The organism is Streptomyces sp. NPDC002144 (assembly GCF_053593695.1).
The window spans coordinates 42,588-62,780 of record NZ_JBSFDB010000026.1; the positions used below are offsets into that span (position 1 = coordinate 42,588).

The 20,193-nt window shown below is 73.2% G+C and carries 16 protein-coding genes; 6 read left to right on the plus strand and 10 right to left on the minus strand.

The window, feature by feature from the left end; all coding sequences use genetic code 11:
• Nucleotides 1–37: 37 nt before the first annotated feature.
• From ACWCQ1_RS32785 to ACWCQ1_RS32795, 3 genes are all read right to left on the minus strand, one after another.
• Complete coding sequence (locus ACWCQ1_RS32785; RefSeq protein WP_451028018.1) at nucleotides 38–520, minus strand: RNA polymerase sigma factor; 483 nt, start codon at nucleotides 518–520, stop codon at nucleotides 38–40.
• A gap of 115 nt (nucleotides 521–635) precedes the next feature.
• Complete coding sequence (locus tag ACWCQ1_RS32790; RefSeq protein ID WP_451028019.1) at nucleotides 636–1,301, minus strand: M15 family metallopeptidase; 666 nt, start codon at nucleotides 1,299–1,301, stop codon at nucleotides 636–638.
• Between the two features lie 84 nt (nucleotides 1,302–1,385).
• Nucleotides 1,386–4,490, minus strand: coding sequence for an AfsR/SARP family transcriptional regulator (locus ACWCQ1_RS32795; protein ID WP_451028020.1), 3,105 nt, complete (start codon nucleotides 4,488–4,490; stop codon nucleotides 1,386–1,388).
• Nucleotides 4,491–4,863: 373 nt separating this feature from the next.
• Here ACWCQ1_RS32795 and ACWCQ1_RS32800 point away from each other — a divergent pair, with 373 nt between their 5' ends.
• The 4 genes from ACWCQ1_RS32800 to ACWCQ1_RS32815 all read left to right on the plus strand — a co-directional run bounded on the left by ACWCQ1_RS32800 (nucleotide 4,864) and on the right by ACWCQ1_RS32815 (nucleotide 9,432).
• Entirely contained in the window at nucleotides 4,864–5,811 is a 948-nt protein-coding gene (locus ACWCQ1_RS32800; protein ID WP_451028021.1) for a hypothetical protein, read from the plus strand.
• Between the two features lie 192 nt (nucleotides 5,812–6,003).
• Nucleotides 6,004–6,219: a hypothetical protein gene (locus tag ACWCQ1_RS32805; protein ID WP_451028022.1), complete on the plus strand. Its 216-nt coding sequence runs from the start codon at nucleotides 6,004–6,006 to the stop codon at nucleotides 6,217–6,219.
• Between the two features lie 185 nt (nucleotides 6,220–6,404).
• Nucleotides 6,405–8,459, plus strand: a complete 2,055-nt coding sequence (locus tag ACWCQ1_RS32810) for a phosphocholine-specific phospholipase C (RefSeq protein ID WP_451028023.1) — start codon at nucleotides 6,405–6,407, stop codon at nucleotides 8,457–8,459.
• A gap of 91 nt (nucleotides 8,460–8,550) precedes the next feature.
• On the plus strand, nucleotides 8,551–9,432 hold the full coding sequence (locus ACWCQ1_RS32815; protein ID WP_451028024.1) for a phospholipid scramblase-related protein: 882 nt from the start codon (nucleotides 8,551–8,553) through the stop codon (nucleotides 9,430–9,432).
• Nucleotides 9,433–9,438: 6 nt separating this feature from the next.
• Here ACWCQ1_RS32815 and ACWCQ1_RS32820 read toward each other — a convergent pair whose 3' ends face one another.
• Nucleotides 9,439–10,494, minus strand: a complete 1,056-nt coding sequence (locus tag ACWCQ1_RS32820; protein ID WP_451028025.1) for a hypothetical protein — start codon at nucleotides 10,492–10,494, stop codon at nucleotides 9,439–9,441.
• Nucleotides 10,491–11,291, minus strand: a complete 801-nt coding sequence (locus ACWCQ1_RS32825; protein WP_133042031.1) for a phosphatase PAP2 family protein — start codon at nucleotides 11,289–11,291, stop codon at nucleotides 10,491–10,493. Before ACWCQ1_RS32825 ends, ACWCQ1_RS32820 begins: the two co-directional genes overlap by 4 nt.
• Before the next feature lie 254 nt (nucleotides 11,292–11,545).
• Between ACWCQ1_RS32825 and ACWCQ1_RS32830 the strand changes: the two genes are divergently transcribed.
• On the plus strand, nucleotides 11,546–12,160 hold the full coding sequence (locus ACWCQ1_RS32830; protein ID WP_133042032.1) for a TetR/AcrR family transcriptional regulator: 615 nt from the start codon (nucleotides 11,546–11,548) through the stop codon (nucleotides 12,158–12,160).
• A 156-nt stretch (nucleotides 12,161–12,316) separates the two neighbouring features.
• Here ACWCQ1_RS32830 and ACWCQ1_RS32835 read toward each other — a convergent pair whose 3' ends face one another.
• Complete coding sequence (locus ACWCQ1_RS32835) at nucleotides 12,317–13,357, minus strand: DUF2510 domain-containing protein (protein ID WP_451028026.1); 1,041 nt, start codon at nucleotides 13,355–13,357, stop codon at nucleotides 12,317–12,319.
• Nucleotides 13,358–13,586: 229 nt separating this feature from the next.
• On the opposite strand from ACWCQ1_RS32835, the gene ACWCQ1_RS32840 reads away from it, so the two are divergent.
• Nucleotides 13,587–16,298, plus strand: a complete 2,712-nt coding sequence (locus ACWCQ1_RS32840; RefSeq protein WP_451028027.1) for an ATP-binding protein — start codon at nucleotides 13,587–13,589, stop codon at nucleotides 16,296–16,298.
• Here the strand turns inward: ACWCQ1_RS32840 and ACWCQ1_RS32845 are convergent.
• The 4 genes from ACWCQ1_RS32845 to pcaG all read right to left on the minus strand — a co-directional run bounded on the left by ACWCQ1_RS32845 (nucleotide 16,273) and on the right by pcaG (nucleotide 20,189).
• Nucleotides 16,273–17,064, minus strand: a complete 792-nt coding sequence (locus ACWCQ1_RS32845) for an SDR family NAD(P)-dependent oxidoreductase (protein WP_358596867.1) — start codon at nucleotides 17,062–17,064, stop codon at nucleotides 16,273–16,275. The genes ACWCQ1_RS32840 and ACWCQ1_RS32845 overlap by 26 nt on opposite strands.
• Before the next feature lie 64 nt (nucleotides 17,065–17,128).
• Complete coding sequence (pcaDC, locus tag ACWCQ1_RS32850; RefSeq protein ID WP_451028028.1) at nucleotides 17,129–18,256, minus strand: bifunctional 3-oxoadipate enol-lactonase/4-carboxymuconolactone decarboxylase PcaDC; 1,128 nt, start codon at nucleotides 18,254–18,256, stop codon at nucleotides 17,129–17,131.
• Nucleotides 18,253–19,587: a 3-carboxy-cis,cis-muconate cycloisomerase gene (gene pcaB / locus ACWCQ1_RS32855; protein ID WP_451028029.1), complete on the minus strand. Its 1,335-nt coding sequence runs from the start codon at nucleotides 19,585–19,587 to the stop codon at nucleotides 18,253–18,255. Before pcaB ends, pcaDC begins: the two co-directional genes overlap by 4 nt.
• Nucleotides 19,584–20,189: a protocatechuate 3,4-dioxygenase subunit alpha gene (pcaG, locus tag ACWCQ1_RS32860; RefSeq protein ID WP_358596874.1), complete on the minus strand. Its 606-nt coding sequence runs from the start codon at nucleotides 20,187–20,189 to the stop codon at nucleotides 19,584–19,586. The genes pcaB and pcaG overlap by 4 nt, the downstream gene beginning before the upstream one ends.
• Between the last annotated feature and the right edge of the window lie 4 nt (nucleotides 20,190–20,193).

Below are 20,193 nucleotides of genomic sequence, written 5' to 3' on the forward strand. Positions count from 1 at the left end.
CCGCCGCTCCCCGCCCCCGTGGGGGAGCGGTGCGGTCCTAGAGGTCGAGGGCGGCGCGGATCTTGGCCAGGGCCCGCATGCGGTTGCGCTGGACCGTGCCCCGGTGGGCGCCGAGCCGCTCGCCGGCCGTGTCGTGGCTGAGGCCCTCCAGGTCCACGAGGATCACCGCGGCGGCCTCCTTCTCGGAGAGCGTCCGCAGCAGAGCGAGCGTGGTCGCCGAGGCCTCGTACGAGGCCAGTCCGCCGTCCCAGCCCGCCTCGGGCAGCCGGTCGGTGCTCTGCTCCCGGCGGGAGGGATGCTGCCAGGAGTCACGGAGCAGGTTCAGGGCGACGGTGCAGGTGTAGGCGTACGGGTGCCGCTGGTGCGTCAGGTCCTGGGCGCGGGCGCGCCGGGAGAGCCGTAGATACGTCTCCTGGAGCAGGTCGTCGGCGTCGTGCGGGTTGCCCGTGAGCGCCAGCAGCCGGCGGCGCAGCCGTGGCATGTCGGCGGTGAAGGAGGCGTCGAAGTCCCCCGGGCTCATCCGGTCGGGGTCGGGGTCGCGGATTGGCGTGGGCGGACAGGCAGCGTTGCTGATCTCCAACGAGGTTCCCCCTCGGTCGTACGGTGTGGTCGTGCCGTGTCCCGGTCGCGGCTGGTCAGGCCGTGGACACGGGCGGGGCTGCGGGGCCGTAGCGGGCGGCGGGGGCCCGGCGGACAAGGGCCCAGTACCGGTCGCCGTAGGACCAGTGCCACCATTCGGTCGGGTAGTTGACGAAGCCGGTCGCGGTGAGGGCCCGGCTCATTGCGGCCCGGTTGGCGCGTGCCTCGGCGCCGATGCCGGGCGCCTCGGTGCGGCAGGCGCCCCCGCTCTCCTCGGGGGTGGCGTTGACCTCCGTGCCGAGCGGCAGTTCCCTGCCGTCCCGGTCGCACAGCGTCAGGTCGACCGCCCCGCCGCTGACGTGCGGTGCCACCTCCGGCGGGGAGATGTAGGCGCTCGCCAGTTCACGGATCCGCTCGGGACCCGCGTCCGGGTGGGCCCGGCGCATCACCTCCGCGTACTGCTCGAAGTACCTCCGCTGCAGGTCCGGCGGCCGGTACCCCTCCACCACCAGGAACCGGACACCTGCCGGCAGCAGACGCTGTGCCCGCACCAGACGGCGCAGCGCGCCGGAGCGCAGATGGGCGTAGGTGCCGTCGCCGTCGGCCTGCCGGTGATCGAGCCGCAGGTGGTCCGTCCCGCGCAGGTCGACCAGCGGTTCACCGCAGTCGGCCTCCGCGACCGCTGCGACCCGTGGGTCCGAGAGCGTGATGATGTCGGGCACGCGGATCAGCGTCGCCCAGGCCGCTGCACATGCTCTGCAGGTTGCCTGTAAGCGGCCGACCGGCCTTTCTGCATACGGCCGGGATCACTCGCCGGGGTCCGGTTCGTGGGCCTCCCGGCAGTCCAACTCCCGGAAGACCGCCAGCGCTTCGGCGCGCGCCGAGCGCGCGGCCGGCTCGTCGCCGAGTGTCGACCGCACCCGGGCGAGGTCCCGGAGCGTACGGGCCCGCCACAGCGGCAGGCCCAGGGACTCCCACATCGACAGCGCCCGCTCCAGCGGCTCCCGGGCGGCAGCCGGATCACCGGCCGCCAGCCGCGACTCGCCCACGGTGCGCAGCACCAGTGCCTCACCGAACCGGTCCTGGCGCTCGCGGGCCACCTCCAGGCACCGCTCGAGCCGCACCCGCGCCGCGTCCAGGCGGCCCTGCCGCACCTCCGTCTTGGCCAGGGACTGTTCGGTGTACATCACCCCGAACTTGTCCTGCAGCCCCTCGAAGATCCTCAGCGCCTCCAGCAACAGCCGCTCCGTCTCGGCCAGTTCGCCCTCGGCCCGGTGGCACAGGGCCAGCGAGCGCAGGGTCAGTCCCTCGCCGTGCCGGTCGCCCTCCGCGCGGTACAGCTCCAGCGCCCGCGACAGGGCCTCCAGAGCCTGCGGACCGCGTCCCTGTTCCCGGTGCACATAGCCGATGCCGTACAGCACACGGGCCCGCGCGCCGCGGTCCGCGGACTCGCCGTAGCGCTCGAGCGCGGCCGTCAGCAGGTGGGACGCCTCGCCGTACCGGGCCTGTTCGCGCCGGGCCGTCCCCATGCCGGCGAGCGCCAGCGCCTCGCCCCACGGCACGTCGCCGCGTGCCTCGAACAACCGCAGGGCCTGCCCGAAGTAGGCGTACGACTCCTCGAACTCGTCCTGCTCGTAGCGGAGTTGCCCGAGGCCCGTGAGCAGCCACGCCTCGCCCTCGCCGTCCCCGCTGCGGCGCACGGCCGCCATCGCCGCGGCGTGGGAACGGGACCAGGCGTCGAACTGGTTGTAGAGCGCGGCGGAACTCGCGATCAGCGCTCCTGCCAGATCGCGGGCGGCGCGGTCCATCCCGTGGTCCGCGCAGTACTCCACCGCGGCGAGCAGACAGGCCTGTTCCGCCGCGAACCAGGCGGCGGGCCGCTGAAGCAGCTCGTCCTCGGCCCGTGGGTCGAGAGCGTCGAGGGACCGTACGGCCGCAGGCTGCGGGAAGTACCGGGCCGCTCCGCCCGGCCCGCGGGCGGCCGCCCGTTTGGCGAGCCCCAGCCAGCACTCCACCAGCCGTTCGACGGCCCCGGCGCGCTCCTCGGCGCTCTCCTCGGACAGACAGCGCTCCCGGGCGTGCTCGCGGGCCAGGTCGTGGATGCGGTAACGGACGCGTCCGGTGTCGTCGGCGCCGAGCACGTCGACGAAGTGGCAGTCCACCAGCCGCTCCACGGCCTCCTCGGCCTCCTCCGTGCCGATGTCCAGCAGCGGGGCGGCGATCCAGGCCGCGAAGTCGGGCAGGTCGAGCAGGGCGAGCCGGCGCAGCGCCCGCCGCTCCTGCGGGTCGAGGTCGCCGTACCCGAGTTCCAGGCTGGTGCGCAACTCCAGGTCGCCGGCGCGCAGTTCGTTCAGTCGGCGCCGCTCGTCCCGCAGCCGGCCGGCGAGTTGGCCGGGCACCCAGTGCGGACGGGCCGCGAGGCGCGCCCCGGCGATCCTGACGGCCAGCGGCAGCCGCCCGCACAGCGAGACGATCTCGGCGGCCCGCTCCGGCTCGGCGTCGGTGCGCTCCGGCCCGGCCACGCGCCGGAGCAGTTCGAGCGCCTCGGCCGGCTCCGGCACGGTGAGGTCCAGGTGGGTGGCGCCCTCCAGCGCGACCAGCCGGCGGCGGCTGGTGACGAGCACGGCGGAGCCGGGGCCCGGCGGCAGCAGGGGCCGCACGTGTGCCTCGCCGGCCGCGTTGTCGAGGATCAGCAGAACACGCCGGTGCGCGATGTGCGTGCGGTACAGCCCCGTCAGCTCCTCGACCGAGGACGGCAGCGTCTCCGGTTCGGCGCCCATGGCGCGCAGCAGCCGGGCGAGGGCGTCGGCGGGCTCCAGCGGTGCGGTGTCGGCCGCCCGCAGGTCCACGAACAGCCGCCCGTCCGGGAAGAGTTCGGCCGTGCGGTGGCCGACGTGCACGGCGAGGGCGGTCTTGCCCGTGCCGGACCGCCCGGAGACGACACCGATGGGCGGTGCGGTGCGGCCGGCGTCGTCGACCCCGCGCAGCAGGGAGGCGGCCCAGTCGATCTGCTCCGAGCGGCCCACGAAGTCGGCGATGTCCGGCGGGAGATGGGACGGGGCGGGCCGTGGGGGCGGTACGGGATCGGTCGCTCTCGCGGTCTCCCGGGGCTTCGGACGTCCGGCCGGCCGGGCCGCCGTACCCCGGGAGCCGGTGCCCAGCAGCGCGGGATCGTTGGTCAGGACCGCCTTGTGCAGCGCCCGCAGCTGCGGCCCGGGGTCGATGCCCAGCTCCTCGCGCAGGACCTCGCGGCCCTCCTGGTAGGTGCGCAGGGCGTCGGACACCCGGCCGGTGCGCACCAGCGCCGTCATCAACTGGCCCCGCGGGCGCTCCCGCAGCGGGTGGTTGGCGACGTGCGCGAGCAGGGGAGCGATCGTCCCGTCCGCGCGGCCCAGCTCCAGTTGCAGACCGAAGGACTCCTCCTGGCCGACGACCCGCAGCTCCGCCAGCCGGGCCGCCTCGATCCGGGCGAACGACTGGCCGAGCCCCTCCAGGGCCTCCTGCCCGTGCCACAGGCCGAGCGCCTCGGACAGCAGGTCCCCGGCCTCTTCCGGTCGGCCCGCCGCGGCCGACGCCCGGCCCGCGGTGAGCAGTTCCTCGAAGCGGCGGGAATCGACCCGGGAGGGATCCAGCTCGGCGTGGTAGCCCGGCGGCCGGGTCCGGATGACGTCCGCCTCGCCCACCCGGGCCAGGGCCCGGCGCACGGCGGAGACATGGGTGGCGACGAGGGCACCGGCCGTCGCGGGCGCCTGCTCGTCCCACACGAAGTCCACGAGCCGCTCGGTGGAGAGGACTTCGCCGAGATGGACGACCAGGGCGGAGAGCACCGCCAGGGGCCTGACCCCGCCCAGGGGCACGCGCCGGTCCCCGTCCCACAGCTCCACCGGACCGAGCAGACGTACCTGGAGCATCGTTCCCCGATCGCCGTACCGCCCGCCCCCCGCGGATCGTGGCAACGATATCGGCGCATGCATGGGGTGGACATGCCGAAGACCGGACCGTCTGGCCGGATCGGGCCGGTCCGCGGCAGCGGAGCGGGTCCCCGACGGGGCCTGGCGTCCGGAACGAGAACAGCTGCCTTCCCGGTCCTCCTCGGCTCGTCACTTGGCTGGATCCGAGCGGCACGCGGACGCACCGCTCACCCGTGTGACGGCGGCGCGGGGGCCGCCGTATGACAGGAGACGCGAGAAAAACCCGTGTGCTTGCGGCGTCATACGAACGTGCCGCCCGGGGCGTCAACGGCTCGACAGCACGACGCCCCCCTGACGCCCCGGGAGCATGCCGATGAACCGCACAGCCGTCCCCCGCCTGACCGCCGCGGTGTGTGCGGTCACCGCGGTGGCCTCCCTCGCCCTGACGGGCTGCACGGCGGGAGCCCCGACGGCCCGTCAGACCGCCACGGCGGCGGCCGCCGCCTCGCGGCTTCCGGACCTCACCTGGGCCGAGGGCCTGCGGGTCTCGGACGCAGAACAGCGGCTGACCGCACAGTGCATGCGGCGTCACGGCTTCCGCTTCTGGGAGGAGCGGACACTGAGCCTGACCGAGAGCCGGCCGGTCGGCTATGTGCAGGACGACGTCGTATGGGCGCGCGAACACGGCTACGGCAGCCGGATCATGGCGAAGGAGGACCGCGCGCGTCTGCGCAACCCCAACCTCGCCTACCGCGGGACACTCCCGCCGGCACGGCGGATCGCCTACGACGCCGCGATGGACGGCGGACGGGAGGCGGCGCTGCTGAAGTCGCGGGCCCCGTCCGGCGGCACCATCACCAAGCAGTCCGGAGGTTGTGCCGCCGAGGCCGAGAAGAAGCTCTACGGCGACCCGGCGGCCTGGTTCCGCACCGACACGACCGTCAGCAACCTGCGTCCCCTCTACGTGGACAAGCTGCTGCGCGACCGGCAGTTCACCGCCGCGGTGCGCGCCTGGTCGCGCTGCATGGGGCGGGCCGGCCACTCCTACCCCGACCCGGACGCCGCACGGCAGGCGACAAGGGACCACGCCGCCGGCCAGTCCCGGGCCGAGGAGGCCAGGTCCTTCGCCGCGGAGACCCGGATCGCGGTCGCCGACGCCACCTGCGCCCGCAGCGTCTCGCTCCGCTCCGTCGGCGAGCGGCGCGAGGCCCACTACGTCGGCGAACTGCGCGGCAAGTACGGGGCCGCGCTCGACACCTACCGGCAGATCGGCCGACGGGCCCTCGCCCGCGCCGAACGGATCGCCCCCGCCCGCACCTGACCCCTCGACCACTCCGACCCGTACCTACGCCTCACGAAGAGGCAGAACAGGAAAATCCGTCATGCGCAAAATGACCGTCTCCCTCGCCACCCTCGGCCTGGCGGCCCTCGGCATCGCGATCCCGGCGACCGCGACTGGAGCGATGACGAGGGCCCCTTCCAGTGGGGCGACCAGAACAAGGCCTCGTCCGTCATGAACAGCGGTTACGTCGGCGGCAAGGACGTCGTGACCTTCTACTACACGCCGGGATACCCGTCCTCCGCCTACGGCTGCCTCAAGCCGGGCGAGTTGTACGTGGACGACCTGAGCCGCAACCACTTCACCAACAACGAGAACATGAACGACAACATCATGTCCCATGTGTGGGTGGCCTCCAGCGCCTGCGCCCCGGGCTCCTTCATCAGCTGACGACGACAGAGCGCGGCCCGCCGGTCTCCCGCCGGCGGGCCCGGTCGAGCATCACCTCTCGTACTGACGACTTTCACACGGACGCCACCGGACCCTTCCCTGACGTTTGTTGCTCTTGGAACACTCGCACCGCGCGCAATCCGTCACGTTCCGGCCATCCGCACCAGGATGAGAGGCACTCACCCATGCCCGAAGTAAATCGGCGCCGATTCCTGCAACTCGCGGGCGCGACCACCGCCTTCACCGCCCTGTCCAACAGCATCGAGCGCGCCGCCGCGCTGCCCGCGAACCACCGCACGGGGTCCATCGAGGACGTCGAGCACATCGTCGTCCTGATGCAGGAGAACCGTTCTTTCGACCACTACTTCGGTTCACTCAGAGGCGTCCGCGGCTTCGGCGACCCGCGCCCGGTGACCTGGCCGAACGGCACGTCCGTCTGGCACCAGCAGGACGCGAGCGGCAAGGAGATCCTGCCGTTCCACCCCGACGCCGACGACCTGGGCATGGCGTTCATCCAGGACCTCCCGCACGGCTGGAACGACGGACACGCCGCCTTCGACGGCGGCAAGTACGACAAGTGGGTGCCCTCCAAGGGCTCCACGACCATGGCGTACCTGACCCGCGAGGACATCCCGTTCCACTACGCGCTCGCCGACTCCTTCACCATCTGCGACGCGTACCACTGCTCGTTCATCGGCTCGACCGACCCCAACCGGTACTACATGTGGACCGGTTACACCGGCAACGACGGCCAGGGCGGCGGCCCGGTCCTCGGCAACGACGAGGCCGGCTACAGCTGGACCACCTACCCGGAGCGCCTGGAGAAGGCCGGCGTCTCCTGGAAGATCTACCAGGACGTCGGCGACGGCCTCGACGCGGCCGGCGGCTGGGGCTGGATCCAGGACGCCTACCGCGGCAACTACGGCGACAACTCGCTGCTGTACTTCAAGCAGTACCAGAACGCCAAGCCCGGCGACCCGCTCTACGACAAGGCCCGCACCGGCACCGACGCGACCAAGGGCGAGGGCTTCTTCGACCAGCTCAAGGCCGACGTCAAGGGCGGCAAACTGCCGCAGATCTCCTGGATAGTGGCCCCCGAGGCCTTCACCGAGCACCCCAACTGGCCCGCGAACTACGGCGCCTGGTACGTCTCCCAGGTCCTGGACGCGCTCACCGCCGACCCGAAGGTCTGGGCGAAGACCGCGCTGTTCATCACCTACGACGAGAACGACGGCTTCTTCGACCACCTGGTCCCGCCGTACGCGCCGGGCTCGGCCGCCCAGGGCAAGTCGACCGTCGACGTCGGCCCGGACCTGTTCAAGGGCAACAGCAGCCACCCGGCCGGCCCCTACGGCCTCGGCCAGCGGGTGCCGATGATCGTCGTCTCGCCCTGGAGCAAGGGCGGTTACGTCTGCTCCGAGACGATGGACCACACCTCGATCATCCGGTTCATGGAGCGCCGCTTCGGTGTGCACGAGCCGAACATCTCGCCGTGGCGCCGGGCCGTGTGCGGCGATCTGACCTCGGCGTTCGACTTCTCGCACAAGGACACCAAGCCGGTCGCCCTGCCGGGCACCGACGGCTACCAGCCGCCGGACAAGAACCGCCACCCCGACTACGTCCCGACCCCGCCGGCCAAGGGCTCCCTGCCCCGGCAGGAGCGCGGCCTGCGCCCGGCACGTCCGCTCAAGTACGCGCCCCACGTCGACGGTTCGGTCGACGCGGCCGCCGGGAAATTCACCCTCACCTTCGCCTCGGGGGCGAAGGCGGGCGCCGCGTTCCTGGTGACCTCCGGCAACCGCAATGACGGCCCCTGGAGTTACACCACCGAGGCCGGCAAGTCGGTCGCGGACACCTGGAACTCGGCGTACTCCAGCGGCTCGTACGACCTGACGGTGCACGGCCCCAACGGCTTCCTGCGCGTCTTCAAGGGCGTCAACAAGACCGCCGGACCCGAGGTCACCGCCCGCCACCACGGCGACGACCTCGAGCTCACCTTCACCAACAAGGGTTCCGGCACCGTCCGGTTGCGGCTGAGCGGCGGTTACGGCCACAAGTCCCAGGTCGTCACCGTGCGGCCCGGCGCCACGGTGAAGCACGGCGTCGACCTAAAGGCGAGCCGCCGCTGGTACGACCTCACCGTCACCTCCGAGGCGGACCCGGCGTTCGTACGGCGGTTCGCGGGCCATGTCGAGAACGGGCGTCCGGGTGTGAGCGACCCGGCGATCCTCACCGCGTAGGCGAACGGGCGGTGGCAGGCAGGTAAAGGGTGAGGCAGGGCGTGCCCCGGGGTCTGGTCAGGTGCCGGTGGGCCCGGGGTAGTGTGCCCCGGTGACCACGCATTCGAACACTCCTGCAGGCTGGTACCCGGATCCGCACGGTGCGTCCCAGACCCTCCGGTACTGGGACGGCGCTCAGTGGACCCAGCACACGCACGCGGACCAGCAGCAGGCCCCGCAGCACGCCGCTGCCCAGCAGCAGGTGCCGCAACAACAGGTGCCTCACCAGCAGATGCCGCAGCAGCAGGTGCCGCAGCAGCCCGCGGGGCCCGATCCGCGGGTGCAGCGTCAGGTGCAGCAGCAGGCCGGGGTCGCCGCGGGCGGCCCCGGTGGCGGCACCTTGTTCTCCGAGCCGGTTCTGGTGGTCAACCAGAAGGCCAAGCTGATCGAGCTGACCAACGAGTACACGGTCATGGATCAGAACGGCCACCAGATCGGCTCGGTGACCGAGGTCGGGCAGAGCACGCTGAAGAAGGTGGCGCGGTTCGTCTCCAGCCTGGACCAGTTCATGACGCACCGGCTGGAGATCCGGGACGCCCACGGGCAGCCGCAGTTGGTGCTGACCCGGCCCGCGAAGGTCTTCAAGTCCCGGGTGGTCGTGTCCCGTCCGGACGGTTCGCCGGTCGGTGAGATCGTCCAGCAGAACATGATCGGGAAGATCAATTTCGCGATGACCGTCGACGGGCAGCAGGTCGGCGCGATCAAGGCGGAGAACTGGCGGGCCTGGAACTTCGCGATCGTCGACCACGCGGAGAACGAGGTCGCCCGGATCACGAAGACGTGGGAGGGGCTCGCCAAGACGATGTTCACGACCGCGGACAACTATGTGCTGCAGATCCACTACCAGTTGCCCGAGCCGCTGCTGAGTCTGGTCGTGGCGACGGCGCTGACCGTCGACACGGCGCTGAAGCAGGACTCCCGGGGCCTCGGCTGACGGCTGTCAGAGCGAGGTGAGGTGCCCCGGGTCGACCGACTGCCGGGGCACCAGCGCCGGTTCGAGAGTGGCCGTCTCCGGCTTGAGGGCCAGGACCGCCGCCACCGGGTGCTCCTCATCCGACGAAACCGGCCCGACCGACGAAACCGGCCCGACCGACGAAACCGGTCCGACCGACGAAACCGGTCCGACCGACGAAACCGGCCCGACCGACGAAACCGGCTCGACCGGCGCCACCGCCGCGACGGGCGCCACGCGGGTCAGGAGCACGACCCCCCACGACGCGAGCGCCGCGCCCGCCAGGCCGAGCAGCACACCCGCCGCGCCGCCGCGCAGTCCCTGGCCCAGCAGGGTGAGGCCGATCACCGCGGCCGCCACCGGGTTGGACAGGGTCACCACCGCGAGGGGGGCGCCGAGGCCGCCCTTGTAGGCGGTCTGCGACAGGAGCAGGCCGCCCACCGCGAACGCGGCCACCAGGACCGCCACCAGGACGACCCGCGGGCTCAGCACCGGACCCGAGTGGTCGGTCGCGGCGACCGTCACCGTCTGGGTGAGCGCCGAGGCCACACCCGAGGCGAAGCCGGAGGCCGTGGCGTGGCGGAGGCCCGGACGGGCCCCCGGACGGGCCAGCAGGCCGATCAGGGCGGCCGTGGTGCCCGCGACCGCCACCGCCTCCGTCAGGCTCAGCACCTGTGCGGGCGCCGAGCCGGACGCGGTGACCAGCAGCGCGGCCAGTCCGGCCAGCGTGAGCGCCGTACCCCGCCACTCGCTCGTGCTCACCTTGCGGCCGGCGACCCGCGCCCCCATCGGCACCGCGGCGACCAGGGTGAGCGCGCCGACCGGCTGTACGACGGTCAGCGGGCCGTACTTGAGGGCGACCACGTGCAGCAGGGCCGCGCCGGCGTTGAGACCGACCGACGCCCACCAGGCGCCCGCGCCCAGCAGACGCAGCATGCCGGTGCCGGAGCTGCGGGCGGCGAGCCGCTCCTGGGCGACGGCCGCGGCCGCGTAGGCGACGGCGGAGACCAGGGACAGGGCGACGGCGACGAGGGTGGCGGTCATCGGCCCGCTCCTACCAGGACGTTGTCCTCGGCGACGGGCGCGAGCTGTTCGGTGCCGCGCCCGGCTGTGGTGGTCGTGCGGTGGGGACGGTGGATGAGGGCGAGCGCGGCGCCGAGCATCGCGGTCGCCACGATCGCGTCGAGCCAGTAGTGGTTCGCGGTGCCGACGATGACCAGCAGGGTGACCAGCGGGTGCAGCAGCCAGAGCCAGCGCCCGCGGGACCTGGTCGCCGCGATCAGGCCGATCGCCACCATCAGGGCCCAGCCGAAGTGGAGCGAGGGCATCGCCGCGAACTGGTTGGAGAGGTGGTCGGAGGAGGGCGGGCCGTAGACGGAGGGGCCGTACACGTGCGCGGTGTCGACGAGACCGGTGGCGGCCAGCATGCGCGGCGGGGCCAGCGGGAACACGAAGGGCAGCACCAGGGCCGCCGAGGTCACGGTGGCGAGCACCCGGCGGGCCCAGACGTAGTGCGCGGGGCGCCGGAGGTAGAGCCAGACCAGGAAGGCCACGGTGGCGGGGAAGTGGACGGTGGCGTAGTAGGTGTTGGCGATGCGCGCCAGGGTGTCGCCGTGCAGCAGCAGGGACTGCACCGAGCCCTCGCCGGGCAGATGGACCGCTCGCTCGAAGTCCCACACGCGGCGGGCGTTGTGCAGGGCCTCGCCGGTGTGGCCGGTCGCCAGCTGACGGCCGAACTTGTAGACGAGGAAGAGCCCTGCGACGAGCAGGAGTTCACGGACGAGCGGAGGCCGGACTATGGCGCCGGTCTCTCCTTCTGCAGGCTCGGTGCGGGCATTCATCCCCCGGCCCCTTCGCTGACGGTGGTGCGGTGTGCTGGCAGGAGTCGAGACCGCTGTCGTGGCCCGAACTCATCGGTACGCGTCCGTGCCGAAACGAAAGCGTTCCGATACGGGAGTGTACCGATACTTAGGCGTTCCGGTACACTGGCGTATCGATTGAGGAACGCCACACTGGATCCCGGGAATAAAGCCGGGATAAGGAACCGCTCGAGAGCCGGACTGGGCAGACCGCTTGAGACGAAGGAGAAGGGCACATGACGTCGCAGGCCGCGGACGAACCGGAGACGGTCGCCGCCTCGCGCCGCTCCAAGATCACGCCGGAGCGTGAGCAGGAGTTCTTCGACGCCGTGCTCGAGCAGGTCCGCGAGTGCGGGTACGAGGCCGTGACCATGGAGGGCGTGGCCGCCAGCACGCGGTGCAGCAAGTCGACGCTGTACCGGCAGTGGAAGACCAAGCCCCAGTTCGTGGTGGCCGCCCTGCGCTCCCGGCGCAGCAAGCGCCTCGGCGGCATCGACACCGGGTCGCTCGCGGAGGACCTGCGCGAGGCCGCCCGCGCGATCGGGCGCTGGTCCAACACGGACACCAAGCTGCTGCAGGCCCTCGGCCACGCCGTCACCCAGGACGAGGAGCTGGCCCGGGCGCTGCGGGAGGCACTGGTCTTCCCGGAGATCGAGGCGCTGCGGGAGCTGCTGCGGCGCGGGGTGGAGCGCGGTGAGGTGTCCGCCGACAACCCGGCCCTCGAGTACGTCCCCGCCCAGATGTTCGGCATCGTGCGGGTCCGCCCGATCCTGGGCGACGGGTACGCCGACCCCGACTACCTGGTCTGCTTCGTCGAGGCCGCCGTGCTTCCGGCCCTGGGCCTGACCTGAGACGCAGGCCGCCGTCCACGGGATGACTGGACGGTGGCCTGGCCGCGCCGCACCGTGGGGACGGGGGCGGCGCGCACCCCCCGGCCGGGTGGGGCTCCTCCTTGAGCGGAGGGGAGCCCCGCCCGGCCGACCGCTGTCCGGTTCCGGGGGCCGGGGTCAGACGTTGTGGCCGTCCCCGCCGCCGGTGGACACCTTGATGCCCTTGGTGATGTCGTCGATGACGGACTCCTTCTGGCCGACGTCGACGCCGAAGCGGACCACGACGATCTCCGAGGGGTTCGCGGGCGACGGGAAGGCGAGCGACTCGACGTAGCCGTCGGCGCCCTTGCTGGTGACCGCCTTCCAGCGGACCAGATAGCCCTTCTGCCCGGCCACGGTCACGGCCTTGGACTCGAGCACGTCGTGCGAGGTGATGGAGCCGTAGGTCGTGCCGCCGTAGGACTCCTTGGCGTTCGCCGCGATGTCGGCCTTCGCCACCACCTCGGCCGTGCTGCCGGCCGTCTTGAGCACGGAGGCCGGTGCCGAGTACGCACCGCCCTTCGTGCAGGTCTGGGAGGTGTCGCCCGGGCACTTGTAGGACGCGTCGGACGTGACCGAGGCGCCCACCTGGATCTGCTGCCCGTACCAGCCGTCCGGAATGGGCAGGCTGATCCCGCTGATCGGGTCGGCCACCGAACCACTGGTGATCTTCGGCGCCTCCGACTGCCCGGGCGCGGGCGACTGACCGCCGTCACCGCCGCCCGAACCACCCGAGCCGCCCGAACCTCCGGAGCCGCCGCCATTGCCGCCGAACGGGCCGCCCTGACCGCCGCCCTGCCCGCCGAATCCGCCCTGCCCGCCCGAACCCTGCTGGGAGCCGGTATTGCCGCTCGAGCCGCCGTTGTCGGTCAGCGCCCACACACCCACACCGATACTGGCGAGCACCGCCGCGGCCACGGCGACGGCTATGCCCGTGCGCAGACCGCGCTTCGGGGCGGCCGGCGGGTGCGCGGGGTACACCGGATAGGCGGGATACGCCGCGTACGCCGGATCCGCCCCGGCCGTCGGCGACTGCGCCGGGGGACCCCATACGGCGGCCGAGCCCACGGGTCGGGTCCGGTCCGTCCATGCCTTGCCGTCCCACCAGCGCTCGGCGGCGGGACCCTCACTCGTCTGCCCCGGATCGGGATACCACCCGGGAGGAGTCACCTGCGTCATGCCCCCACCGTATGAGGCGTCGGTGAAAGCGGGATGAGAGGATCCGGCCTTCGCCCCGCCGCCTCCTCGTCGGGCTCGCCGGCCGCAGGTCACAGCCCTGGTGCGTCGACCCGTCGCGACCGGTGTCACCCGTCACGGGAACTGGTGGCCCCACCGGGGTCCGCTCGCCCATGGCGACGGCTACGCTCGACCTCGGTACGTCGTTCGGGCGACTTGGGGAGGTAGCGGGATGACGGAGGCACGGCCCGGGGAGGCCGCCTCGGACTCCCTGTGGGAGCGCGAAGAGGAGATCGCCGCCGTCGAACAGGCGGTGGACACCCTGTGCGCCGACCGTTCCTCCCCGGGCGGCCTGCTGATGATCCGGGGCGAGGCGGGCCTCGGCAAGACCAGGCTGCTGGCCGAGACCCGGCGCATCGCCGAACAGCGCGGCTGCGCCGTCTGGTCGGCCCGCGGCGCCGAGACCCTCAGGTCCGTCCCGTTCAACGTGGTGCGCCAGCTGTTACAGCCCGCGCTGATCTCGCTGATGCCCGAGGAGGCCCGCGAGTACCTCGGCGACTGGTACGACGTCGCGGGCCCCGCCCTCGGCATCACCGAACCGGGGGAGCGCCAGGCCGACCCGCAGGGCGTCTACGACGGTCTGGTCACCGCCGTCCGCCGACTGGCCCGGCGGGACTGGCCGTTGGTGCTGCTGATCGACGACGCGCACTGGGCCGACCAGGAGACCCTGCGCTGGCTCGCCGCGTTCGCCGAGCGTCTGGAGGACCTGTCGGTGCTGGTCGTCGTCGCCCGCCGGCCGGCCGACGTCAGCGGTGAGAGCGCCCGCCACCTGGAGGCAGTCGCCGCCGCGGCCAGCCCCGCCGCCGTACTGAACGCCCTCACCCCGGAGGCCACCGCGGGCCTCACCCGCGCCACCCTGGGCGCGCACGCCGACGCCCCCTTCTGCCGCGAGGTCTGGGCCGTCACCGGCGGCAACCCGTACGAGACCGTCGAACTCCTCGCCAAGGTCCGCGACAGCGAGCTGGAGCCGACCGAGACCGGCGCCGCCGAACTGCGCGCGCTCAACCGCTCGGCCCGCGGCGGCGGCCTCGTCGCCCGCTTGGAGGAACTGGGCATCGACGCCACCCGGTTCGCCTGGGCGGCCGCCATCCTCGGCACCGGCATCACCGTCGACCTGGTCGCCCGGCTCGCCACCATGAACCGCGACGACGCCGCGCGCTGCGCCCAACTGCTCCAGGGCGCCCGCATCCTCACCGCGCCCGACCCCGCCGGCACCCAAGGGGACGGCGGGGAGCTGGAGTTCGTCCACCCGCTGATCGCCTCCGCCGTCTACAACTCCATCCCGGACGCCCTGCGCACCGCCATGCACGGCATCGCCGCCCAGGTCATCACGGACTCCGGCCTCGGCGCCGCCATGGCCTCCCGGCATCTGCTGCGGGTCCACCCGGACGACGACGAGGAACTCGTCGCGCAACTGCGCGAGGCGGCCCGCGAGCACCTCGCCGTCGGCGCGCCCGACGCGGCCCGCCACTGCCTGGAACGCGCCCTGCTGGAACCGCCCACCCCGGACGTCCACGCGCACGTGCTCTACGAACTCGGCTGCGCCACCCTGCTCACGGCGCCGCCCGCCACCACCATCGACCACCTCCGCGACGCGCTCGCCATGCCCGGACTCCAGGGCGCCGAGCGGGTGGACGCCGTCTTCCGGCTCTCCCAGGCGCTCATGCACAACGACCAGTTGGAGGAGGCCGTCCGCACCGCCGAGGCGGAGGCCGCCCGGCACGAGGAGGGGCCCGCCAAACGGCGGCTGCAGGCCGTGCACTTCATGTGGGAGGCCATCTACGTCGGCGAGGCCATCTCCCCGGACCGCTCCGAGCGTCTGGCGGCGCTCGCGGGCACCTGCGCCGGCCGCGACAACTCCGAGCGCGCCCTGCTGATGCTGCGCGGTTTCGACGCCCTGATCCAGGGTCAGAGCGCCGAGGAGGTCGTCGAGTTCTGCGACCGCTCCCTGGTCAACGGCCGACTCGCGCCCGGGCTCGGCTGGACCGACACCGAGTGGGGCTTCGAACTGCTGCTGATGCTCGGCAACTGCTACGCCTTCACCGACCGTCTCGACCGCGCCGACAGCCTCTACAACGAGGCCCTGCACGCCTACGAGTCGGCCGGCTGGAGCGGCGGCCACCTCGCCCTGGCGCACGCCTGCGTGGGCCTCGGCCACCGGCGGCGCGGCCGCCTGCGCGAGGCGGAGGCATCCCTGCGCGAGTCGCTGCGGCTCGCCGAACGGGTCGGCCGCGGGCTGCCGTTGTACTGGAACGCCACCTGCAACCTCGTCGACACCCTGCTCGCCCGCGGACACGTCGAGCAGGCGTGGGAGATCGCCGAGCAGTACGGGTTCGCGCCGCCGTACCCGTCCACGATCGCCATGCCGGACTCCCGGTCCGTGCGGGGCCGTCTGCTGCTCGCCGTCGGCCGGACCGAGGACGGCATCGCCGAACTGGAGGCGGCGCAGAAGGCGGCGGCCGCCCGCGGCCGGCACAACCCGGTCATCGTGCCCTGGGCGCTGGACCTCGCGCGCGCCCTCGCCACGAAGGACCCGGACCGGGCCGCCCGGCTCGCCGCGGACGCCCGGCGGCAGGCCGAGCGGTTCGGCACGGACACGGCGATCGGCGAGGCCCTCCGGTGTGCCGCGGCGCTGGAGAGCGGACAGCGCGCGGTCCGGCTGGCCGCCCAGGCGGTGGCCTACCTGGAGGCCTCACCCTGCCAGTACGAGCACGCGGCGGCACGGATCGAGTACGGCATCGCCGCACGGCAGGACGCCGACCTCGAACGGGGTCTGGCGCTGGCCCGTTCGTGCGGGGCGGACGGGCTGGTGGCGCAGGCGCGTCAGGCGCTGGAGTCGGGGCAGTCGGTCCGGTCGGTCACAGCGCCAGCAGCTGGTCCGTGACCGCCGACAGGCGCCCCTGCACCTCGTGGTCGTACGTCGACTCGTGCGCCCGCGAGGGGGTCGTGCCGTCGAAGTAGCCGCCCGTGCCCCGGTCCTCGGTGGCCAGGGACAGGACGCCCGGGGCGCCGTCGGCGACCGTGTTCCAGGGGGCGATGCCGCCCTCGCGGACCATGGCCGTGTCCATGAAGGTCGCCGGATGCAGCACGTTCACCGCGACCCCGGAGCCCGCCAGTTCCTCGGCCAGGGCGAAGGTGTGCGCGGCCAGGGCGAACTTGGCACGGCAGTAGGCGGCGAAGCCGGCGTAGCCGCGCCGGAACTCGATGTCGTCGAAGTCGACCGGTTCCTGGCCCACCGAGCCGACGTTGACGATTCGCGCGGGCGTGTTCGCGCGCAGTACCGGCAGCAGCGCCCGGGTGAGGACGACGGGCGCCAAGTAGTTGACCGCCAGCCGCAGTTCGTGCCCGTCGACACTCAGCTCGCGGCCCGTGCCGGGGGCGCCCGCGCCCACGCCCGCGTTGTTGATCAGGACGTCCAGGTCGGGGTGCGCGTCGGCCACGTGCGCCCCCAGCCCGCGGACCTGCGCGAGCGAGGCGAGGTCGGCGACGAAGCCCTCGGCGTCTCCCTCCGTGCGCAGCTCCTCCACCAGCCGCTCCGTACGGTCCGGATCGCGGCCGTGCGCGAGGACGACATGGCCCGAGCGGACCAGCTCGAAGGCGACGTACCGGCCGAGACCGGAGGTGGCGCCGGTGATGAGAATCGTGGACATGTCCCCACCGTAGGCACGCGGCGGGGGCATGAGCGAGGTGCTGCCGGAGCTACGACCAGCAGGGTCACCCTCGGTCGTCGTCCTCCTCGGCCAGCACCCGCTGGGCCGTCGTGAAGGCGGAGTTCGCCGCGGGCACCCCGCAGTACACCGCCGTCTGCAGCAGCACCGCGCCGATCTCCTCAGGCGTGAGCCCGTTGCGCCGGGCCGCCCTGACATGCATGGCCAGCTCGTCGTAGTGGCCGTGCGCTACCAGCGCGGTCAGCGTGATCATGCTGCGTTCGCGGCGCGAGAGGGTGGGGTCGGTCCAGATCTCGCCCCAGGCGTAGCGGGAGATGAAGTCCTGGAAGCGGGCGGTGAAGGGCGTCTGGCGGGCCTGCGCCCGGTCCACGTGCTCGTCCCCGAGCACCTCCCGCCGCACTTCCATGCCACGCCCGGAGCCCCCGCCGAGGTGCGCCCGCAGCGCCGTCAGCACGGCCCGGGGGCACTGGGCGGGGGCGAGGTGGCCGGCGCCCGGCAGTTCGACGAGGGTGGAGCCGGACACGGCGTCCGCGATCTCCCGCAGATGCGGCGGCGGGGTCGCCCGGTCCTCACGTCCGGCGATCAGCAGGGTGGGCACGGAGATGTCGGCGAGCCGGTCGCGCAGGTCGAAGGCGGCCAGCGCGTCACAGCAGGCCGCGTACGCCCCGGGGTCGGCGGCCCCCTGGTCCCGCACGAGTTCGGGAACGGTGAAACCGGACGTGAACCAGCGCGCCGGAGCGCTCTCCACGAGCCACTCCAGTCCCTCCCGCCGTACCCGCTCGGCCCGCTCCTCCCACGGCCCCGCGCCGTTGAAGTGGGCGGAGGAGCAGATCACCGCGAGCGACGACAGCCGCTGCGGATGGTGCACGGCGAGATGCAGACCGACGGCCCCGCCCAGCGACACACCCGCGTAGGCGAACCGTTCGAGGCCGAGCGAGTCGGCGAGCGCGAGCACCAGGTCGGCGAGGTCACCGACGGTGGCGCCGGGACCGATCAGCCCGGGCGCGGAACCGCCGTGCCCGGGCAGGTCCCAGCGCACCACCCGGTGGCCGGCGGACAGCTCGGGCGCCACCTTGTCCCACAGGGCGTACGACGTCCCGAGCGAGGGCCCGAGCAGCAGCGGGGGCGCGGAAGCGGCGCCCTCCGTGCGGTGATTGAGGAGTTTCTCGGTCAACGTCGCTCCAGGGCACGGTCGGTGAGGTCTCCGGCGGAGCCGGTGTAGTGGGCGGGGTCGGTGGACCCGGTCAGGTCGACGTCCTTCAACTCGGGCACCTCGGCGAGGAGTTCGCCCAGGGAACGGCCCTCTGTGTAGGTGCGACGGGCGGCTTCCGTCAGCACGGACTTGGCGCGGGCGCGGCCCAGCACCGGCGTCAGCTCGGCGGAGAGCCGCTCCGATACGATCAACCCGTGGGTGAGGCCCAGGTGTTCGCGCATCGCGTCGGCGTTCACCCGCAGTCCCTCGGCCAGTTCGGCGGCGTCCCGGGCGGCCCCGCCGGCCAGCCGCAGCAGATCCCGCAGCGGCTCCCACTCGGCGTGCCAGGCACCGGCGGGCCGCTCGTCCTCGGCGGCCATCGAACCGTAGAGCGTGGCCGCGAGCAGGGGCGCCCGTCGCGCGGCGGCCGCGATCAGCGTGGAGCGTACGGGGTTGGCCTTGTGCGGCATGGCCGACGAGCCGCCGCCGCTGCCCTCCGCGACCTCGGCGATCTCGGTGCGGCCGAGGACGAGCACATCCGCCGCGATCTTGCCCAGCGCCCCGGCCGTGAAGGCCAGACAGCCGGCGAGGTCGGCGATCGGGGTGCGCAGGGTGTGCCAGGGCAGAAGGGGTTCCCGCAGGCCGAGTTCGCGGGCGAAGGCGGCCGTCAGCGCCCGGGTGTCCGCGGCGCCGTAGGCGGTGAAGGCGGCCAGGGTTCCGGCCGCGCCGCCGAGTTGGGCGGGCAGGCCGTCCCGTACCGTCCGGACGCGGTCCCGTGCGTCGAGCACCAGTGACCGCCAGCCGGCCGCCTTCAGCCCGAACGTCGTCGGTACGGCGTGCTGGGTGAGCGTGCGTCCCGGCAGCGCGGTGTCGCGGTGCTCGGCCGCGAGCCGGGCCAGGGCTTGCTCGGTACGGGCGAGGTCGGCGAGCACGAGGTCCAGGGTGCGCACGGCGACCAGCATCAACGCCGTGTCCATGATGTCCTGGCTGGTCGCGCCCCGGTGGACGTGGGGGCCGTGCTCCTCGCCCACGGCCTTCGTCAGGTCGGCGACCAGCGGAATGACCGGGTTGCCGCCGGAGCGGGCGCGCCCGGCGAGGGAGCGCAGGTCGAAGCGGCCGGCGTCGGCCGCCTCGGTCACCGCCGCCGACGCCTCGTGCGGGGCGAGATCCAGCGCGGCCTGGGCGCGGGTGAGGGCCGCCTCCGCGTCGAGGAGGGCCTGCAGACAGGCCGTGTCGGAGGTCGCGGAGGCGGCCGGGGAGCCCGCCCACCCGGGGGCGAGCAGGCCCGTGTCGTCGGGATCGACAGAGGTCACGTGAACTCCAGGAAGACCGTCTCGCCTTCGCCCTGAAGGCGGATGTCGAAACGGTAGGTCCCGTGGCCCTCGTCCCGCGCGATCAGCGTGTCGCGTCGCGCACCGTCCAGCCGGGCCAGCAGCGGGTCGGCCGCCAGCGCCGTCTCGTCGCCCGGCAGGTAGATCCGGGTGAACAGGTGCACCAGCAGCCCGCGCGCGAACACGCACACGCTGAGGTACGGGGCGCTGCGCCCACGGGCGCCCGGCCGCAGGGTGCGTGCGTACCAGTGGCCATTCGCGTCGGTCTGGATGCGCCCCCACCCGGTGAACTCCACGCCGTTGCGGCCCAGATAGCCGCCGGTCGCCGGGTCGCGGCGGATCGAGCCGTCGGTGGTCGGCACGTTGCCGTCGGGGTCCGCGCCCCACAGCTCCACGAAGGCGTCGGGCAGCGGCTCGCCCTCCCCGTCCAGGACGTACCCGTGGACGGTGACGGTGTCCGGGTGTCCGACGGGCGCGATCTCCTCGCCGCCGCGGAAGGGCAGCGCGTATCCGTAGAAGGGGCCCACGGTGTGCGAGGGGGTGGGCAGCACGCTCTCCGGCCTGCTGGTGTCGATCTTCGTCATGGCA

Coding starts and splice junctions, on each gene's coding strand:
- ACWCQ1_RS32785 (WP_451028018.1), bottom strand. CDS start 520: ATGAGCCCGGGGGACTTCGACGCCTCCTTCACCGCCGACATGCCACGG.
- ACWCQ1_RS32795 (WP_451028020.1), bottom strand. CDS start 4,490: ATGCTCCAGGTACGTCTGCTCGGTCCGGTGGAGCTGTGGGACGGGGAC.
- ACWCQ1_RS32800 (WP_451028021.1), top strand. CDS start 4,864: ATGAACCGCACAGCCGTCCCCCGCCTGACCGCCGCGGTGTGTGCGGTC.
- ACWCQ1_RS32805 (WP_451028022.1), top strand. CDS start 6,004: ATGAACAGCGGTTACGTCGGCGGCAAGGACGTCGTGACCTTCTACTAC.
- ACWCQ1_RS32810 (WP_451028023.1), top strand. CDS start 6,405: ATGCCCGAAGTAAATCGGCGCCGATTCCTGCAACTCGCGGGCGCGACC.
- ACWCQ1_RS32820 (WP_451028025.1), bottom strand. CDS start 10,494: ATGACCGCCACCCTCGTCGCCGTCGCCCTGTCCCTGGTCTCCGCCGTC.
- ACWCQ1_RS32825 (WP_133042031.1), bottom strand. CDS start 11,291: ATGAATGCCCGCACCGAGCCTGCAGAAGGAGAGACCGGCGCCATAGTC.
- ACWCQ1_RS32830 (WP_133042032.1), top strand. CDS start 11,546: ATGACGTCGCAGGCCGCGGACGAACCGGAGACGGTCGCCGCCTCGCGC.
- ACWCQ1_RS32835 (WP_451028026.1), bottom strand. CDS start 13,357: ATGACGCAGGTGACTCCTCCCGGGTGGTATCCCGATCCGGGGCAGACG.
- ACWCQ1_RS32840 (WP_451028027.1), top strand. CDS start 13,587: ATGACGGAGGCACGGCCCGGGGAGGCCGCCTCGGACTCCCTGTGGGAG.
- ACWCQ1_RS32845 (WP_358596867.1), bottom strand. CDS start 17,064: ATGTCCACGATTCTCATCACCGGCGCCACCTCCGGTCTCGGCCGGTAC.
- pcaG (WP_358596874.1), bottom strand. CDS start 20,189: ATGACGAAGATCGACACCAGCAGGCCGGAGAGCGTGCTGCCCACCCCC.